This window comes from Parendozoicomonas haliclonae (assembly GCF_900174585.1).
GTDB classification, from domain to species: domain Bacteria; phylum Pseudomonadota; class Gammaproteobacteria; order Pseudomonadales; family Endozoicomonadaceae; genus Sansalvadorimonas; species Sansalvadorimonas haliclonae.
Window position 1 is genome coordinate 87,777 of record NZ_FWPT01000007.1, and the last position, 18,875, is coordinate 106,651.

14 protein-coding genes are annotated in these 18,875 nt (G+C 53.5%); 6 read left to right on the top strand and 8 right to left on the bottom strand.

Going from position 1 to position 18,875, the window contains the following annotated elements; genetic code table 11:
* Positions 1-73: 73 nt before the first annotated feature.
* Complete coding sequence (locus EHSB41UT_RS15330) at positions 74-919, bottom strand: MOSC domain-containing protein (protein ID WP_087111385.1); 846 nt, start codon at positions 917-919, stop codon at positions 74-76.
* A gap of 42 nt (positions 920-961) precedes the next feature.
* On the opposite strand from EHSB41UT_RS15330, the gene EHSB41UT_RS15335 reads away from it, so the two are divergent.
* Entirely contained in the window at positions 962-1,435 is a 474-nt protein-coding gene (locus tag EHSB41UT_RS15335; protein ID WP_242667334.1) for a DUF1499 domain-containing protein, read from the top strand.
* Between the two features lie 19 nt (positions 1,436-1,454).
* Here the strand turns inward: EHSB41UT_RS15335 and EHSB41UT_RS15340 are convergent, their stop codons facing one another.
* Genes EHSB41UT_RS15340 through EHSB41UT_RS15350 form a run of 3 tightly spaced genes read right to left on the bottom strand, consistent with a single transcriptional unit; the run spans position 1,455 to position 2,451 of the window.
* On the bottom strand, positions 1,455-1,691 hold the full coding sequence (locus EHSB41UT_RS15340; RefSeq protein ID WP_087111387.1) for a hypothetical protein: 237 nt from the start codon (positions 1,689-1,691) through the stop codon (positions 1,455-1,457).
* A complete protein-coding gene (locus tag EHSB41UT_RS15345) occupies positions 1,684-2,151 on the bottom strand; it encodes a hypothetical protein (RefSeq protein WP_087111389.1) in 468 nt (155 codons plus the stop codon). The genes EHSB41UT_RS15340 and EHSB41UT_RS15345 overlap by 8 nt, the downstream gene beginning before the upstream one ends.
* A 3-nt stretch (positions 2,152-2,154) precedes the next feature.
* Positions 2,155-2,451: an ElaB/YgaM/YqjD family protein gene (locus EHSB41UT_RS15350; protein WP_087111391.1), complete on the bottom strand. Its 297-nt coding sequence runs from the start codon at positions 2,449-2,451 to the stop codon at positions 2,155-2,157.
* A 279-nt stretch (positions 2,452-2,730) separates the two neighbouring features.
* Here EHSB41UT_RS15350 and EHSB41UT_RS15355 point away from each other — a divergent pair, with 279 nt between their 5' ends.
* Positions 2,731-3,831: an efflux RND transporter periplasmic adaptor subunit gene (locus EHSB41UT_RS15355; protein ID WP_087111393.1), complete on the top strand. Its 1,101-nt coding sequence runs from the start codon at positions 2,731-2,733 to the stop codon at positions 3,829-3,831.
* 6 nt (positions 3,832-3,837) lie between these two features.
* Positions 3,838-6,957, top strand: a complete 3,120-nt coding sequence (locus tag EHSB41UT_RS15360; protein WP_087111395.1) for a MexW/MexI family multidrug efflux RND transporter permease subunit — start codon at positions 3,838-3,840, stop codon at positions 6,955-6,957.
* A 71-nt stretch (positions 6,958-7,028) separates the two neighbouring features.
* On the opposite strand, the gene EHSB41UT_RS24960 is transcribed toward EHSB41UT_RS15360, so the two are convergent.
* The gene (locus tag EHSB41UT_RS24960) at positions 7,029-9,641 is read right to left on the bottom strand and encodes a hypothetical protein (RefSeq protein ID WP_278248156.1); all 2,613 of its coding nucleotides are present in this window, start codon (positions 9,639-9,641) and stop codon (positions 7,029-7,031) included.
* Positions 9,642-9,797: 156 nt separating this feature from the next.
* Between EHSB41UT_RS24960 and EHSB41UT_RS15380 the strand changes: the two genes are divergently transcribed.
* From EHSB41UT_RS15380 to EHSB41UT_RS15390, 3 genes are all read left to right on the top strand, one after another.
* Complete coding sequence (locus tag EHSB41UT_RS15380; RefSeq protein ID WP_087111403.1) at positions 9,798-11,117, top strand: dicarboxylate/amino acid:cation symporter; 1,320 nt, start codon at positions 9,798-9,800, stop codon at positions 11,115-11,117.
* Between the two features lie 82 nt (positions 11,118-11,199).
* Complete coding sequence (locus EHSB41UT_RS15385) at positions 11,200-12,327, top strand: efflux RND transporter periplasmic adaptor subunit (protein WP_087111406.1); 1,128 nt, start codon at positions 11,200-11,202, stop codon at positions 12,325-12,327.
* The gene (locus tag EHSB41UT_RS15390) at positions 12,320-15,442 is read left to right on the top strand and encodes an efflux RND transporter permease subunit (protein ID WP_087111408.1); all 3,123 of its coding nucleotides are present in this window, start codon (positions 12,320-12,322) and stop codon (positions 15,440-15,442) included. The genes EHSB41UT_RS15385 and EHSB41UT_RS15390 overlap by 8 nt, the downstream gene beginning before the upstream one ends.
* 72 nt (positions 15,443-15,514) lie before the next feature.
* On the opposite strand, the gene EHSB41UT_RS15395 is transcribed toward EHSB41UT_RS15390, so the two are convergent.
* The 3 genes from EHSB41UT_RS15395 to cobT are packed head-to-tail and all read right to left on the bottom strand — an operon-like array spanning position 15,515 to position 18,736.
* Positions 15,515-16,390, bottom strand: a complete 876-nt coding sequence (locus EHSB41UT_RS15395) for a cation diffusion facilitator family transporter (RefSeq protein ID WP_087111410.1) — start codon at positions 16,388-16,390, stop codon at positions 15,515-15,517.
* Positions 16,391-16,429: 39 nt separating this feature from the next.
* The gene (locus tag EHSB41UT_RS15400; RefSeq protein ID WP_087111411.1) at positions 16,430-17,320 is read right to left on the bottom strand and encodes a cobalamin-binding protein; all 891 of its coding nucleotides are present in this window, start codon (positions 17,318-17,320) and stop codon (positions 16,430-16,432) included.
* A 21-nt stretch (positions 17,321-17,341) separates the two neighbouring features.
* Entirely contained in the window at positions 17,342-18,736 is a 1,395-nt protein-coding gene (gene cobT / locus EHSB41UT_RS15405) for a nicotinate-nucleotide--dimethylbenzimidazole phosphoribosyltransferase (RefSeq protein WP_087111413.1), read from the bottom strand.
* Positions 18,737-18,875: the final 139 nt, after the last annotated feature.

Below are 18,875 nucleotides of genomic sequence, written 5' to 3' on the forward strand. Positions count from 1 at the left end.
ACCTGCAGCCTGACAAATCAGAAGGCAGTGCCGGCTATAGCCAGCACTGCCAAAGGTGTTTTCTCAGAAGCTGCTATTCCAAAATTTCGACCGGCATACCCAGGTCAATCTGACCAACTCCGTGATGCACCATATTCTGACCGAAGATAATGCCTTTCTCGGCTCGACGATAACCGGCCAGCGTCTTTAACGGTTCCGTGCCCTTTTCTCCGGTGGCCGGGTCAACTGTGGTAAAGACACACCGGGTGCAGTTTTTCACCAAAGAGAACTCAATATCGCCAATACGGATACGCTTCCAGCTGTCTTCCTCATGGGGCTCACAGCCGGATACCACGATATTCGGCCGGAATCGGTTCATGGTGATAGGCTGTTCCAGTTTACTGTTCAGAAGTTCCAGTGAGGCTTCGGAGATCAAAAGGAAGGGAAAACCATCGGCAAAGCCCGTGCGCATGCCCTGTTCGGCATAACGCGGATCAACCTGCCGGTGCGTGCTCTCCGGCATATAGACCAGACGACAGTCTTCTTTCAGGTAGGCACTGAGCCAGTGTGCCGCTTCATCGCCGGCATCGATTGCGGCACAGGTATCACCCCAGACCGTTGCCATCACCCGCTGATCACTCACCGGGTACGGTACCTGCACCTGATCACCATGCGGACTGATTAATGTCAGACCATCAGCCCCGATCAGGGCACGCAACAACACGATAGCGGGATGAGCACGACCCGTAATAAAACTGCCGTCCTGGCTCTTCACTACCATCCAGCGTCGGTCACCGGCAAAACCAAAACTATCGACCTGAAAAGAGGACGCGGTATACTGCGCCAGAGACTTGACCGGATACACAGCCAGTTGTGAAACCACCGGCCCTGAAGTCTTTTCCGATAAACCGGCCAGGGCAGAAGACGAATTAGAAGACATTGAAGTTATACTTTCCCGTGTAAGTCAGGAGAAGAATAACCTATGAAAAAGGCTGACAAAACTATCTTTGCTACAGCAGAAAAGCCCATCAAACCAGCGGCCTCCGTGCCCATACTGGCTGCCGCACTGATTATTGTGCCAACACTGGCTCTGGCTGAAACCAAAGCGAATGCCCACACAGACATGACCTGCCCTTCAAGCCCCAACTGTGTCAGCAGTCAGGCAGAGGGAGACCACTCCATTGCGCCCTTATTATTTCCCGGCGCACCGCCTGACGAAATCAATAAGACACTAACCCAATGGCTTGAACAACAACCCCGAGTAGCGATTACCCATAACGATGCCAATAGCATTCAGGCTGAATTTACCTCCCGGGTGTTTGGTTTTGTTGATGACGTAACGCTGGTCATCCTGCCCGGCAAAGTCGAGGTGCGATCCGCTTCACGCACCGGCTACTACGACTTCGGTGCCAATCGCAGCCGTATTGAAGCGATACGGTCAGCAATGAGCAACTGAGCCGCAACACGCAGCAAAGCTATAGAAAACGTTTCAGCAATACCCACCAGCTGACATCCATCTTTTCCCGCAGCAGTTCGGTCAAGCCGCCTGCTGCGGTCAGCCCAGCCAGCCCCCCGGGAGATAAAAACAAGGCCGTCACTGAACTCTTCAGCTGCTGCTCAGCCTTGTGCCCCTGTTCCGCCCAATACTGATGTTCCTGCATAAGTGCATCGATCTTTCTTTCGCAAGATTTCAGAGCCAGATGCTCAATCACAATGTTTACCTCTGCCGGAAAGCTGTGTAGATGACGACAACAGAGAAGCCGTACGATGAAATCCTAACCTGCGCCAGATCCTGCGCAGCTCACCAGCCAGCCAAACCAGCAGAATCAACTGCAGCAGTGCCATAACAATCAAGGTATGCCCCAGGGTTCCGGTCAACAAAAACACACCAACCCCCACCAGGCCGATCAAACCTATCCATAAGGAAAAAACCACCATGGCTATCAGCATAATCAGCCCGACCATCACCATTACGGCACGCAGATTAAGCTGACTCTCTGCACGCACCAGCTGATGCAGGGTACGGGTTCTCTGCCCCCAGGATTGCCAGATCACCTGAAGCAGATCAAACAGCTCCAGAAGAACAGGACCTGATGGGCTCTCAGCCCCTGGCGACTCTGGTGGTGGCTCTGAAGGCTTTGCTGTTTCTTTGTCTGCTTTTGCCTCAACCATATATCAGTGACGGCGCAACAGCAGCGTCAACAGAATACCGGCGCCAAAGGCCACGCCTACGGTCATGAGCGGATGCTGACCGGCATAGTGTCTGACCCGATCCGCAGAATCACGCAATGCCCGTTCCATTTCACGCTCCTTGTCGTGCAACCGGTGAGCCGCCTCCCCCACATGGTCACGCACATAATGTTCTGCCGATGAGGCCCGGTGCGCTGCCGAGTCAAAGGCTTCATGGGCCTTGGCTTTCAGACCGTGATCCGGATGAGGGTGGGAATCAGGATTAGGAGTGCCCGCTGCCATGTCTTACCTCTCGTCAAATGACACTGTCAGGATGTCGGAACACAACCGTATACCTGTATTCCGGCAGACATGTATATGGACTAAGTTTGCCGGAATCGCCAATTAGAAACTGCGAAAAAAGAACCGTTCACCAGCCTCTGCCGTATACCGTTAAACCGCGCAGTAGAGCATATTTTTGCTCACAAAAACGCGAAACAATCAACGTACAAACCACAATCCGATTGCGGTATAGTCGCAGCAATAATTCGCCTTCAGGCAAGGGAAAGGGAAATAAAACCAATGCTAAAAAAAATGCTGCTGATGTTAACCGTGACAGGCGTCCTGTTCGGTGCAGTTTTTGGGGTTTATTTTATGATGATGCAGGGCATGTCCCAGGGCATGGCCAGCTATGTTCCACCACCGACGGCCGTCAAGGCTGCGGATGCCACTCAGGAGAGCTGGCACCCCTACCTCTCCAGTATCGGTACTCTAACCGCACGACAGGGTGTAGACATCCGTTCGGAGGTCTCCGGCATTATCAAGGAGCTGAACTTCCGCTCCGGTCAGGACATTACCGAAGGTCAACTGCTCATCACTCTGGATGACGACGTTGAACGCGCCAACCTGAAAAGCTTCCAGGCCCGTAAAAAGCTGGCTCAGCTGACCTGGGAACGGGACAAGTCCCTGCTGGCTCAGAAAGCCATTTCCCGCACTCAATTTGACCAGTCCACCGCCACCCTGGATGAAGCGGCAGCGGCTGTGGAACAAACACTGGCAGTACTGGACAACAAGAAGATTACCGCCCCGTTCAGCGGCCGCATCGGTATTTCCCGTGCCGAAGCTGGCGACTACATTCGCGATGGCGACAAGCTGGCTACCCTGCAGAATATTGATGAGCTGTATCTGGACTTCAACATGCCAGAACAGGACTACCCGAAACTGTTTATTGGCCAGACTGTGAACTTCACCGTGCAGGCCTATCCGGATCAGGTTTTCACTGCCAAGGTTGACGCTATCAACGCCAAGGTCGACAGCAGCACCCGTAATATTGAAGTCCGCGCCCTGATGGACAACCGTGATCGCCTGCTGGTACCGGGTATGTTTGCCGACCTTCAAGTGCTGGCCGAAAAGCCGGTGGATGTTATCACCCTGCCGGAAACCGCCATTACCTACACCCTCTATGGTGACAGTGTTTACGTGATCCGAGGCGATGCCGAGCAGCTGTCCGTGGAACTGGTGCAGATTGAAACCGGTGATATCCAAGGCAACCGGGTTGCCATCCTCTCCGGACTGGAAGGCAATGAACAGGTTGTTGATGGCGGCCAGCTGAAACTCTACAACGGTGCCAGCGTCGCCATTAAAGGTGCCGGTGACGACTCCGGCCAGAGCGGCTGGGAGTAAACGTCGATGTCAGAACAGAAATTCTCTCCCAAAGAGTCGTTTACCGACCTGTTTATCCGTCGGCCGGTTTTGGCGACGGTGGTCAGCCTGTTAATTATTCTGCTTGGCCTGCAGGCCTTTCAGAAGCTTCCGGTGCGGGAATACCCCGATCTGGAAGATGCCGTCATCACTGTCACCACCGCCTACCCGGGCGCCAGTGCCGAGCTGATACAGGGCTTTATTACGACCCCGGTACAGCAGGCCATCGCCTCGGCGGAAGGTATTGATTACATCACCTCCTCCAGTAACCAAAGCATTTCCACAGTCACCGTGAAGCTGCGTCTGGGTTATAGCGCCGATAAAGCTCTGACCGAGATTATGTCCAAGGTCAACCAGATCCGCAGCCAGCTACCTGCTGAGTCCCAGGATCCGGTAATCACCAAGGGCAACAATCAGGGTGCCGCCCTGCTCTATATCAGCTTCTACAGTGATCGGATGAGTGGTGAGCAGGTTACCGATTATCTGACCCGTGTTGTCCAGCCACAGCTGGCCACCGTTGAAGGGGTTGGTTCGGCCGATATTCTCGGCGCTAAAACCTTTGCCATGCGCATCTGGCTTGATCCGATCCGGATGAGCGCCTTTGAAGTGACTGCGGCGGAGATCAACGGCGCCCTGCTCAACAATAACGTGCAGTCAGCAGCGGGCCAGACCCAGGGTGAGATGGTCATTTCCAATGTGAATGCCCGCACCAGTCTGTCTACGGAAAAAGACTTTGCTGACATCGTGATCAAGAATCAGGACGATGTGCTGGTTCGTCTGGCGGATGTCGCCACCATTGAACTGTCCGCCGAAAACCCGAACAGCTTTGTGGCCTTTAATGGCAAAGAGTCAACTTACGTGGCGATCAACGCCACACCGTCTGCCAACCCGCTGGATGTGATAAGTCGGGTACACGACAAGCTGCCGGAGATTCGCAGCCAGCTGCCTAACTCCATGGGCCTTGAACCTGTCTATGATGCGACTGAGTTTATCCAGGCTTCTATCGACGAGGTTATTCAGACCATTGTTGAAGCCGCTCTGATCGTTATCCTGGTAGTTTTCCTGTTCCTGGGTTCCGTGCGGATTGTAATTATCCCGATTGTCGCGATTCCCCTGTCCCTGATCGGCGTACTGTTCTTTATGCAGATGATGGGTTACTCCATCAACCTGCTGACGCTGCTGGCGATGGTTCTGGCCATCGGTCTGGTGGTCGATGATGCCATCGTCGTGGTGGAAAACATTCACCGTCATATCGAGGAAGGCCAGACACCATTTAATGCCGCCATTATGGGTGCCCGTGAGATTGCTCTCCCGGTTATTGCCATGACCGTGACCCTGGCAGCGGTATACGCTCCAATCGGGTTTATGGAAGGTTTGACGGGTGCATTGTTTAAGGAGTTTGCCTTTACCCTGGCCGGTGCCGTCATCGTGTCCGGTATTGTCGCCCTGACCCTGTCTCCGATGATGTGTTCCCGCCTGTTGCTGCCAGCTGGCAACGACAGCAAGTTTGTGAAGTGGCTGGACCGCAAGTTTGACAGCCTGAAGGATCGCTATCAGCGTCGACTGACCAGCGCTCTGGAAACCCGTGCTGTGACCCTGGTCTTTGCCATGATCGTCCTGATGACCATTCCGCCGATGTTTATGTTCACCAAGAAGGAACTGGCACCTGCGGAAGACAATGGTCTGGTGTTTATGGTATCCAAGGCTCCGCAGTACGCCAGCATTGATTATATGAATGCCTACACCGCCGAGCTGGAAACCGCTTTCCAGACCTTCCCGGAGTACGAGCAGTCCTTCCTGATAAACCAGAGCCCGACCTCATCCTTTGCCGGGATGGGTCTGAAGCCCTGGAATGAGCGGGAGCGTAGTGTTTTTGCGGTTCAGAAAGAACTGCAGGACTATCATCTGAGCCAGATCACCGGTATCAACACCTTCTCGTTTGTAATGCCTACCCTGCCGGGTTCCGGTGGTGGTCTGCCGGTGCAGTTTATCCTCAACACCACCAGCGACTATGAAACTCTGTCGCAGGTTGCGGGCCAGCTGGTTGGTAAGGCGATGCAGTCCGGAATGTTTATGTTCGCGGAGACCGAGCTGACCTTTAACAAACCGGAAACCGAAATCCTGATCGACCGTGATAAGGCTGCCAACCTCGGTATCAGCATGAGCGATATCGGCACCACCCTGGCCACCATGCTGGGTGATGGTGATCTGAACCGCTTCAGCATTGATGGCCGCAGTTACAAGGTCATTCCGCAGGCTAATCAGGAGTTTCGTCTGAGCCGTGAATGGCTGGGTCGTTACTATGTTCGCTCGGCCAGCGATGCGCTGGTGCCGCTGTCGGCTGTGATTACCCTGAAGAGTGAAGCGCGTCCGAACCAGCTGACCCAGTTCCAGCAGCTGAACTCCACCAAAATCCAGGGCATGCTGCTGCCGGGTGTCAGCCTGGGTGAAGCACTGACCTTCCTGCAGGAGCAGACCCGTGAACTGGCTCCGGCCGGCTTTGGTACTGACTTTGAAGGAACATCCCGTCAGTTTATGAACGAAGGCAACGCCCTGATTATCACCTTTGCCATTTCGCTGCTGGTGATCTTCCTGGTGCTGGCTGCCCAGTTTGAAAGCTTCCGGGACCCTCTGGTGGTGATGATAACCGTGCCAATGTCGATCTGTGGTGCGCTGATTCCGCTGATGCTGGGCTTTATTTTCCAGTTTGGTCTGGGCATTAATGTTTCCATGAACATTTACACCCAGATTGGTCTGGTGACTCTGATCGGCCTGATCTCCAAGCACGGTATCCTGATCGTTGAGTTTGCCAACCAGCTGCGTCAGCAGGGTAAGACTCTGGAAGAGGCTATTCTGGAAGCCTCAGCCATGCGTCTGCGTCCGATCCTGATGACTACCGGTGCAACTGTACTGGGTATTCTTCCGCTGTTGTTTGCTTCCGGTGCCGGGGCAGTCAGCCGATTCAATATCGGTCTGGTGATCACCTCAGGTATGACTATCGGCACCCTGTTCACCCTGTTTGTGGTGCCAGTGATGTATTCCTATCTGGCCCGTCGTGAAGCGGCGGACACAACCACCGACGCTCAACCTAAACCTGTCGCTTACTAACCCGTCAGTACGCAACCTTCAGCCGTGTTATGCAGAAACTCTGTATAACACGGCTGATGTTCTCTATCTCTTTAGAACAGCCATACCAAATCAGCACTGATCTGTCGGGACTGCAGATGATGTGAGCGCGTAACGCCATATTGCACCGAGCCCTCTAATGCCCCATGACTCAACTTAAAGCCCACTTGACCCGCCTGACTGTGGCTGTCGATCTCCGGCTCCAGTACCGCTATCCGACCAGGACTTTCCGCATTATAAAAATAACTCTTCCGCTTTCTCTGCCCCCAGACCGTGGACACCTGCATTCCCAGCGACGGTGCCAAAACGGTGCGGGAGGACTTCAGCAGGTTATCTCCCCGCAGCTCCACGCCGATCGGTATTTTCCAGATACTCTGCCGGCTTGAGGTACTATTGAAAGAGTTCTGCCCATTCACCTTCACATGACTGCCAGACTGTGTGATCTGCCAGTAATTGAGCGCCAGAGTCGGTATGACCGTCCAGCCTGAGTGACGATCGGCGAACAACGTAAACGCCTGGCTAAGTCCAACATTCAATCCACCAACGGTCACCGGAAAAACAGATTCCAGTAATGTCTGATCAAACTGCTGTTGCAAGTGATGACGTGTGTGCATAAACACAGCTTCCACATCAACCCGCGTAACACCAATAAAATGAGAGCCCCCTGCAAACAAAGCCTGAGTTTCGCTCTTATCATGGGAGGAGTAGAGAGCATTATGGCTATGCAACCGGCCCGAACCGCCAAAGAGCCCAAAAAACAACTGCCCTTCGCTCAGCCCCTGCACCCACTGAATTCCCAGCCCCTGCCGATGACCTCGTACATCAACAAGCTGATTACTACTGGGAAAATTTTTCCCGTAAACCTGATCATAAAGGGGAAGAACCCAAAAAGAAGATTGCGCATTTGATGGATCAGGACACAGCCCCACCCATAAAGAGTTCATCACTTCATTGCAGGGGCCCATATCTAAAGGGGGCGGCAGTAACTGGATTGCCAGCTGATGATCCAGCCAGCTCGCCGGGACAGGCTGATAATAAGACGGCGGACGGGAACTGGTGTTCGCAGTAGGTAAAAATGGCATAACCGGCGCGGCTGGCACCAAAGGGGTTTCCGGAGTAACAGGCGTAGAAGGTGAGAGTGGCGTTTCTGGCGTAATCGGGGTGGCCGGTGTTAAGGGCGTCTCCGGGGCAATCGGAGTAGCAGGAGTAAGTGGGACTTCTGGAGTGATCGGTGTTGCCGGTGTAAGAGGGACTTCGGGTGTGATCGGGGCGGCCGGCGTTAAAGGTGTTTCCGGAGTGATCGGGGTAGCGGGCGTAAGCGGGGTTTCTGGTGTGATCGGTGTTGCTGGAGTCAGAGGTGTTTCCTGTGGAGTATAAGTCAGGTTTGCCACCAGATAATCATTACCACCATCAGCTAGTTGCGCCAGGGTCATGGAATAATCCGGGTTGCTGACTGTGGGAGTCAGGTCAGCAAGATTAATATCCAGCTGACCACCTTGATCGGTTTCTATTTTGATCAGGCGGAATTGCTGGGACTGTTCCTGTGAAGGCGTTATCTGCAGATCACCCAGAACGGTACCTTTGCCAGTCACCGACAGTTTGCTGCCATTAATAATTAACAACGGAGCCACACCGCCGGCACTGGTTTCATTACTGCTCGATAAGGGTACCTGCCAGGTACCACCATCGACAAAATTTAACGACAGCGAACCAGCATTTGTCAGCATGGAGCCACTATTGAGCTGCCACTTCGCTGTAGGGCTATAAAAATAGAGCTGACTTTTGCCAGAGGTTATGTTCACCGGGCCATTGATGTCAGAGCCCGCCGCAAGATCCAGAGTGACTTGATTCTGCATTCCCGACAATGTCATCAACCCCTGCAGACGGATAACCTGAGGGCTTGGAGTGTTTGGACTGGCGGGTTGCCGTGTCGACAAACTGGATAGTGTACTCGCGGGTGGCATGAAGACGGAATAACCATTGCTGTTGGTGGCCGTCAACGGTGCCTGCACCACAAGCTGTCCACCATTCACGTAAACCGATGCAGAGCCTTCCCCCTGAGTGGCTAAGGTGGTGGCTGCATTCAAATGAACCAAAGCCTGAGCCTGACCAGAGCTTTCCTGTTCATCCAGGTGCAAGCCATAACTTCCCGTACCATTATGATTGATCGTGAGTGGCTGATTGAAGTCTATGCTGCCAGATGCGGCCAAAGCGCCATGGGTATACTGCCCGCTGAGATTAATATTTACCGGCCCATTAAACACAAGGCCCGGTGTTGTGTAGGAAACCACACCGTAATTCTGTGACAGCCCATTGCTGGTTGTGATAGTGAGGGGGCCGGAGAGATTCACCTGTCCACCCGACTGCCCCACTATCCCCATTGCAAACGACGAATCCAGATTAATAGTCAGCGCCTGCACATCACCGGTGATAGTACCGTTATTCTCTGCGACAACAGCGGGTTGACCCGGAGTGGTATCAGAGAAATTTACGGTAATATTCCCCTGCAGGGTCACGCTATCCTGAGAAGCCTGGATAGGCTGGGTATAGGTACCAGTGTTATATGTGGTGTCGGCATACCCACAAACCACCAGTCCCAATGGCGTAAACTTCAGGACAAGTGCAGAAAAGAACAACAACGGTTTGCTGCGCTGAGGCTTATGCATATTCATCCACAGTCGTAAAATTACAACCGCAAGCATAGGTGTGATTTAAAGCAGCCCCTCTTCAATATCTCGAAACAATCCTCTCATTAGTGACCGATCACATCTGTTAATTGCCTTCTATACTGGCTGACTCCGTTTGGATAAGTCAGTGCTGTTATGGTGTCTGGAAAAAACTCCCTGACCACCAAAGTTGTGATCGGAATGCTGGCAGGTATTGCCTGTGGTTTTCTGATCCGCTGGTTATGGCCAGACAGCGAACCGGTCAGAAGTTATCTGGTTGAAGGTGTGCTGTTTGTACTGGGGCAGATTTTTATCACCTGCCTGAAGATGCTGGTTGTACCGCTGATCTTTGTCTCGCTGGTGTGTGGCACCTGCACACTGCAGGATGTGTCCTCTCTTGGTCGGCTGGGTGCCCGTACCGTTGGCCTGTATATCCTGACCACCTGCATTGCCATAACCATGGCTATTACTGCCGCGTTAATTGCTGAACCCGGAGTGGGTGCCCACCTGACCAGCTCCAGTGAATTTGTTCCCAAGGAAGCGCCACCACTCAGCAATGTCCTGATCAATCTGTTCCCCAGCAACCCGATCGCCGCAATGGCAAAGGGGAATGCTCTGCAGATTATTGTGTTTGCCCTGTTGTTCGGGATTGCCATCGCTGCTTCGGGCCGTAAAGGCAAACCGATTGCCGACTTTTTCGTCAGCATGAATGAAGTGGTGATGAAACTGGTGACGCTTTTGATGAACCTTGCGCCTTATGGCGTGTTCGCACTGATGGCCCGGTTGTTTTATGGCATTTCCTTCGATGCCATTCTCAACCTGTTGCAGTATTTCTTCTTGCTGTTGTTTGTTCTGGTTTTGCAGGTAGTGGTCACCTACTTCCTGATTCTGCACTTTGTCGCCCGCATCAATCCCCTAAAATTTCTGAAGAAGATGGAAGATGCCCTGCTGTTTGCCTTCAGCACCTCATCCAGCAGCGCGACGATTCCCGTGTCCCTTGAAACCGTCAATCGGCGATTAGGCGTCAACAACCGTATTTCCTCCTTCACTATCCCTCTCGGAGCCACCATTAATATGGATGGCACCGCCATGATGCAGGGTGTGGCTACAGTGTTTATTGCTCAGGCGCTCTCCATTGATCTCACCCTGATGGACTACCTCTCCGTTATCCTGACTGCGACGCTGGCCTCTATTGGTACCGCCGGTGTTCCGGGTGTTGGTCTGATTATGCTGGCCATGGTGCTGCAACAGGTGGGTCTGCCGCTGGAAGGGATAGCCATCATCATGGGCGTGGACAGACTGCTGGATATGGTACGCACTGTCGTTAATGTCACCGGCGACTGCACAGTCACCTGTGCCATTGCCCAGATGGAAGGAGAGCTGGATCGCAGTGTTTTTGATGACGACCATGCCGGTGAGCAGGACGAAAATATCGACTTTCATCGTATCTGCGATGAAGAACCAGAGAGCCGCTGAACTTCAACTATGCTTTCCCGCCCGGCTTCGTGTTTTCTCAACCTGCCGTTGAATCAGAAGATCAACCAGTAAGAGCCTCGCCATGCTTCGTAAAATAGCCTTCACGCTGATCTGCATCCTGATTGTGTTCGGCATTGTCTTTGGTGGCCACAAACTACTGTCTGACAAACAGACCGAGGCGATGAAGAACTACCGGCCACCCCCTACACCGGTAACAGTCACCACGGCCAAGGCCGAAGACTGGTACCCGTACATGACCTCGGTCGGCAGCCTGCAGGCGCAAAGCGTGGTGGTCGTCCAAACCGAAGTTGCCGGGGTGATCAGTCAGGTGAACTTCCAACCCGGCATGCCGGTAAAAAAAGATGCATTGCTTATCCAGATCAATAACGATGTTGATGAAGCCCAGTTAAAGAGCAATAAAGCCAGTGCCGAGCTGGCGAAAATTATCTGGAACCAGGATCAGAAGCTGTTCAAGACCGGGGCAATCTCCTCAACCACGCTGGATCAGGCCAAAGCTTCATACCGGGAAGCCATGGCCGCCGTCGAACAGACCCAGGCCACCCTCAACAAGAAAGCCATCCTCTCCCCGATTGACGGATTGGCGGATATTACCCTGCAGCGAGTCGGGGATTATCTGAATGTTGGTGACACCATCACCACCCTGAGCAGTAATGATCACCTCTATGTTGATTTCTCTCTGCCGGAGCAAAACTACCCGCAGCTATTTCCCGGTCAGACGGTCACCCTGACGGTTCAGGCCTATCCGGATCGCACCTTCTCCGGCAAGGTTCTGACTGTCGATACGCAGGTGGATACACAGACCCGCAATATTGCCCTGCGGGCCGAGCTGGATAATACCAGCGGCATGCTGGTGCCGGGTATGTTTGCCGAGTTGCGGGTGATTCAGCGCAAGGCTCAACATGTTGTTACCTTGCCCCGCACAGCTGTGACTGGCTCTCTATATGGCACCAGCGTCTACTTGATTAAAGGCGTGGGCAATACCGATCTCACGGTCAATCTGGTACCGGTTACCACCGGTCAGGTACGTCAGGACAGTGTCGAGATCATCAGCGGTGTTAAGGCCGGTCAGCGGGTGGTGTCTGCCGGACAGATCAAACTGTCCAACGGTCAGAAGGTGGTAATCCAGCAGGGCATCGATAAAAGCGATAAAGACGACAAAGTCCAAGCGACGGTGACCGGCCATGAATAAGGATCATGGCTTTACCGACCTGTTTATTCGTCGGCCGGTACTGGCCTGCGTTATCAGCCTGATGATGGTACTGCTTGGGCTGCATGCCTATACCACCCTGCCCATTCGCCAGTACCCGGAAATGGAAAACGGCGTAGTGACCGTAACTACCGCCTATCCTGGGGCCAGCGCTGATCTCGTGCAGGGTTTTATTACTACGCCGCTGCAACAAGTTATTGCCAGTGCCAGTGGCATTGATTACATGACCTCGGTCAGCAGTGAAAGTACATCAACCATTACTGCCTTTTTGCGATTGGGCTATGACACAGATATTGCTCTGGTGGAGATCATGGCTCAGGTGAATCAGGTCACCAACCAGTTGCCCAAAGAAGCCGAGAACCCAGTGATTGCCAAAAAATCCAATGATGGCAGCGATCTGATGTATCTCGGCTTTTACAGTGACACCATGGGGGCCGAGGAGGTTACGGACTATCTCAGTCGGGTGATTCAACCTCAGTTGCAAACCGTACCGGGTGTGGCGGCCGCCCCCATTCTGGGCGGACAGGAGTATGCCATGCGCATCTGGCTGGACCCGGTCAGGATGGCCGCCTATCAGGTGACCGCTACCGAAGTCCGTCAGGCGATAGAAGACAGTAACGTCCAGTCTGCAGCCGGTCAGACTAAAGGGGCACTGGTGCTTTCCAATGTCACTGCCAGCACCAGCCTGTCTACAGCCGAACAGTTTGCCAATATCGTCATTCGCAGCAACACCACAGACAGTGGCGGAGAAACACTGGTCAGGTTGAAGGATGTGGCCGATATCAAGCTGGGCTCGGCGACGACTGACGACTATGTCGCCTTTAATGGTGAGCCGGCCACTTATATCGGTATTGAAACCACCTCCATTGCCAATCCATTGGAGGTTGCCGCCAGTATTAATCAAATGCTGCCCACCATGCAGAAGCATTTGCCGGCCGGCCTTGAAGTGCGAATTGCCTACGACTCCACAACCTTCATTCATGCCTCCATTGACGAGGTCATCAGCACTCTGGTGGAGTCTGCCCTGATTGTTATCGCTGTCGTCTTCCTGTTCCTGGGCAGCCTGCGCACCGTGGTGATTCCGGTCGTGACCATTCCTCTGTCGATGATCGGGGTACTGTTCTTTCTGAGCGTGATGGGTTATTCCATCAACCTGCTGACGCTGCTGGCCATGGTGCTGGCTATTGGTCTGGTGGTCGATGATGCCATTGTGGTGGTGGAAAATATCCAGCGTCATATTGAGGAGGGCAAAAGCAAGATTGATGCTGCCCTGATTGGCGCCCGGGAAATTGCTGTGCCGGTGATTTCCATGACCATCACTCTGGCCTCGGTTTATGCCCCTATCGGTTTTATGGGTGGGCTGACTGGCGGACTGTTCAAGGAGTTTGCCCTGACGCTGGCGGGTTCGGTCATCGTATCAGGCGTTATTGCCCTGACCCTCTCTCCGATGATGTGTTCACGGATGCTGGATAGCCGCAATCAGGAAACCCGTTATACCCGGTGGCTGGATAATAATTTTGAACGTCTGAAAAAATCCTATCGCAACCGGCTGGAGAAGAACCTCGATAGTCGCCCGGTAACCCTGCTGTTTGCGGCTGCGGTACTGATCTCCCTGCCATTTATGTTTCTGGCCTGCAAACAGGAGCTGGCCCCGGAAGAAGACAATGGAGTACTGTTTGTCTCATCCGTTGCTCCCATGTACGCCAATATTGATTACACCAATGACTATTCCATCAACCTCAGTGCCCTATTGCGCAGGATTCCGGAAAACCAGCACACCTTTCTGATTAACCAGAGTCCGACCAACTCCATGGCCGGGCTATTGCTGGTTCCCTGGGGAGACCGTGACCGCAGTCTGTTTACCATTCAAAGGGAGGTGCAGCAGACTATTCTTCCGGAAATCACCGGACTGAAAGGCTATGCGGTGATTATGCCGTCACTGCCTGGCAGCGGCGGTGGTCTGCCAGTGCAGTTTATTCTGCAGACCACCTCTGACTACACGACGCTGGGTGAAACAGCCAACAAGCTGGTGAACAAGGCCAGAGAATCTGGCTTGTTCCTGTTTATAGACAGCACCCTCACCTTTGATAAACCTGAAACCCATCTCACCATCGACAGGGATAAGGCCGGTGCTCTCGGTATCAGTGTCGATACAATTGGTGCCACCCTGTCCACCATGCTCAGCGGCAACTATATCAACTGGTTCAGTCGGGATGGTCGCAGCTATAAAGTCATTCCCCAGGCGGCTCAGGAGTTCCGTTTTGATAAGGAGTGGCTGAGCCGTTATTACCTGCGCACCGGCAGCGGTGATCTGGTGCCTCTGTCCACGCTGGTGACGATTACAACCGGCACACTGCCCAATCAGCTCACCCAGTTCCAGCAGCTCAATTCCACCACCATTCAGGGTTCTACCATGCCGGGTGTCAGCCTGGGTGAAGCACTGGAATGGCTACAACAAGAGGCAAACGCGATTGCTCCCAGTGGCTTCAATTACAACTACGAAGGCACCTCTCGCCAGTTTATGACCGAAGGCAACAGCCTGATCTACACCTTTGTGCTGGCGCTGTTTGTGATTTATCTGGTGCTGGCCGCCCAGTTTGAAAGCTTCCGCGATCCACTGATCGTGATGATGACAGTGCCCATGTCCATCTGCGGCGCACTGTTCTCGGTGATGTACGGGCCACTGTTTGAATGGCTGCTGGGGATAGATGTTTCGCTGAATATCTATTCCCAGATCGGACTGGTGACGTTGATCGGGTTGATCTCCAAGCACGGCATACTGATTGTTGAGTTTGCCAATGCTCAGCAGGAACAGGGCAAGGATTTGCGGGAAGCCATTGTTGAGGCATCCGAGCTGCGGCTACGGCCAGTGCTGATGACCACCGCCGCGATGGTGTTTGGCATTCTGCCACTGTTGTTTGCATCCGGAGCCGGTGCCGTCAGCCGGTTTAATATCGGACTGGTGATCACCACGGGCATGTCGATCGGTACCCTGTTCACCCTGTTTGTGATTCCGGTGATGTACTCGGTGCTGGCTAAACGCATCAAGCCTGAAGTCAGCTCATCAACCGAAGGGGATCTGTCCACCAATATTTAATCCGATAAGACGACAGAGGTAATTTGGGAAGAATAATGCCCGGATCAGAGTAAGTTTGGCCCGGGCGATTGATCAGTTGGGATCCAGGTGAATAGTGATATCGGCGTCTGGCATCTGCTCCAACAGACGGAGCTTCACCTTACGGCCAATCTCATGGGCCTCTTCCAGGCTTAAACGACCATCAAGGTCCAAATCCATCTGGATCACCGGGGTAATACCGGACATCCGGGTGCGCAGGTTATGCAGATCAATCACCTGCTCCACACTGAGTACCTGCTCACGAATCAAATCTTCACTCTCCTGGTCCAGCGCCTTGTCCATCAGCATCTGAATCGCTTCCCAGGCCACCCTGCCAACACTGGCAATCATATATACGGCAATCGCCATACCAATCAGTGGATCCGCCAGCGGAAAACCCATCGAAGCGACAATCAGGGCAATCACTACACCGAGGTTGGTCAGCAAATCCATCCGGTAATGCATGGCATCGGTCTGAATGGCCAGAGAGCCGGTCTTCTTCACCACATAGTGCTGATACGTCACCAGCACCAGCGTCAGGGCCATGGAGAAGGCCATTACTCCCAGAGCAATCCGGTTGTTATCAATGTTCGTTCCATCGCGGATACCTTCTACAGCATGCAGAATCAGAAACAATCCCGAGCCGGCAATAAACGCGGATTGCGCCAAAGCTGCCAGTTGTTCTGCCTTACCATGGCCGAAGTGGTGATCATCATCGGCCGGTTTCAGGGCGATAGACACCGCCACCAGGTTGATAATGGAAGCAAAGGCATCCAGCATCGAATCCATAAAGGTGGCCAGAATACTAACCGAACCGGTCATCCCCCAGGCTCCCAGCTTGGCCACCAGCAAAATCGTTGCCGTGGCCACGGAAGCGCGTGAAGCACGCTTAAGGAGTGTGGCTTTGTTCTGTTCCGTCAACGCGGACATGAAGCAATTCCCTTTTTTATTAATATCTCTAAATAACGCTTACATCAGGGTGCGGGCCTGATCGGCCTTTTCACAAAACGCGCGTGCTCCCTGCAAAATACGGGGCGTTGGCCGGAGCAAAATCCCGCCATCCAAACTGTACACTGCCTTATTCTGTACTGCCGGTATCGAGTCAAACAACTTCCACTCCTGATACAGAGTATCCGTCGTTAACCGGTCACCATGATCCCCTTCAAGAATGATATGAGGTTTACGGGCAATCACCTCTTCCCGGGATATGGTCGGTACCAGCATTGGCGCATCGGCAAAAATATTCTCTGCCCCACACACCCGGAACAATTGCGACACCATATGATCACCGTTGAGGGTTTTCAGTGGATTGTTCCACACCTCCAGAAATACTGGCACCGTCTTCTTCTTTCCGTAGGTCGCTTCCAGCTCATTCCAGCCGGTCAGTAGTTCATCCGCCACTTTCGCACCCTGGTCACTGCCGGACAAGGCGCCCAGGTTACGTAGCTCGGAAGCGATATCGCCAATGCTGCGCAGCTCCGAGTGATACACCGGAATGCCAAAATTATTCAACTGCGTTTCAATATCCGGGTTGTTGCCCGTTGGCCAGAACAACACCAGATCCGGATGCAGCGCGATAATGGACTCCACACTGATCGAATTGTATCCCCCAATCACCGGCAGCTCTTTGGCCGCTTCCGGATAATCACTGAACGAACTGGTCGCAACCAGCCGATCACCACCTCCAGCGGCAAACATCAGTTCCGTAGCATGGGGTGACAGGCTGACAATTCGCTTTGGTAAATCTTTTAACGACACGGTCTGACCAGTGGCATCGGTCACCGTAATCGGCGCAGCAAAAGCCTGCGCCGCGGTCAGCCACAGGAACACCGCAACAAGAGGGGAAAACAATCTCAACATAGCCAACCGTTAGTTATGAGTTCAGCCGGCAGCGGAGGAGGACGCTGCAACGCCGGCTTCTTCAAAAGTATGCATCTCATTATGCAACGCACAGGCCAGCCGTAAAAGTGGTAATGCTACAGCGGCACCGCTGGCTTCACCAAGACGCATATTCAAATCCAATAGCGGGCGAACCGATGGATGTTCAGCCATCAGAGTTTGCTGGATCAAACGGTGCCCTGGCTCCATGGAGGTATGTCCCCATAAGAGCCACTCTGCCACAGAAGGCTGCAGACGTACGGCGCAGAGTACGGCGGAAGAGACAATAAAACCATCCACCAGCACCGGAACCCCTTTCTGGGCACAGCGCAATACCGCGCCACACATGGCCGCCAGTTCAAAACCGCCGACAAAACGGAGCACATCCAGCGGCGTTGCCAATGCATCTTTATGAACCGATAAGGCTTGCTCGACAATCTTCTGCTTTCGCAGTAAACCGTCGTCGTCCAGACCAGTGCCCCGCCCTACCATTAACGCGGGCGCGAAGTCGGTCAGAGCACAGCTGACAGCAGTCGCTGTGGTGGTGTTGCCAATACCCATTTCGCCGGCAATAAACAGTTGCAGCGGTCCGTCTTCCAGCAGTTGATCAATATGGGCAGCCCCCGCAGCCAGACACCAGTCCAGCTGAGATTGACTCATAGCTGGCGCTTCGGAGAAATCAGCCGTCCCCAGACCAACCGCCTGATCAATGACCCCGGGCCAGCCCAATGGAGAAACACAGGTACCGGTATCCAACACCGACAAACGGCAATTCTGCTGTCTGGCCAACACCGAAATCGCAGCACCGCCATGGACAAAGTTACCGATCATCTGCGGCGTGACCTCTTGAGGAAAGGCCGATACACCCTGCTGCACCACACCATGATCACCGGCAAAGACGGTAATCGCTACCGCATCAAGTGCTGGCCTGTCCGTGCCCTGCATACCGGCCAGAGCAATGACTGCCTCTTCCAGCAGCCCCAGGGAACCGGATGGTTTGGTGAGCTGTTCCTGATGAGCCTTGGCCGCTGCGGCATGTATCTCGCTGATAGCTTTCACCGGCTGCTCATACCAGTTGGATTCCAGTCCTCCCGGCAGTACCCCTTCCAGCCAGCATCTTAAATCCCCCAGAGTGAAGGGCCAGGCCAGCTCATCCCAGCCCTCACTGGCCTGCCTGCGTAATACAGGAATGCGGGTGCCATAGTCCTCAACCAGCTGATCATCCTCAGCAATATCAACACATTCCAGCTGCAGTGGTTGTTGCAAAGATGACTGCAGGGTCATCCGCTCCAGCCAGCTCAGTGGCTGTTCACACAGATGACACCCGGCAGTGGTCAGAAACTCGATAACGGTGCTCGATGCTTGAGTGGGCGCGGCTGACTTCTTAGCGGCATTCATAGGGAGGACATTCTCTTTGTAGTAATACTGCTATGCTATAAGCGTATTATTTTTAATGACTTATTTAGACGATATGATCGTAGAGTCCGGCCGAAAATAGGACTATTGATCCATCTCAATTTATTGTTCCCTATGGCCG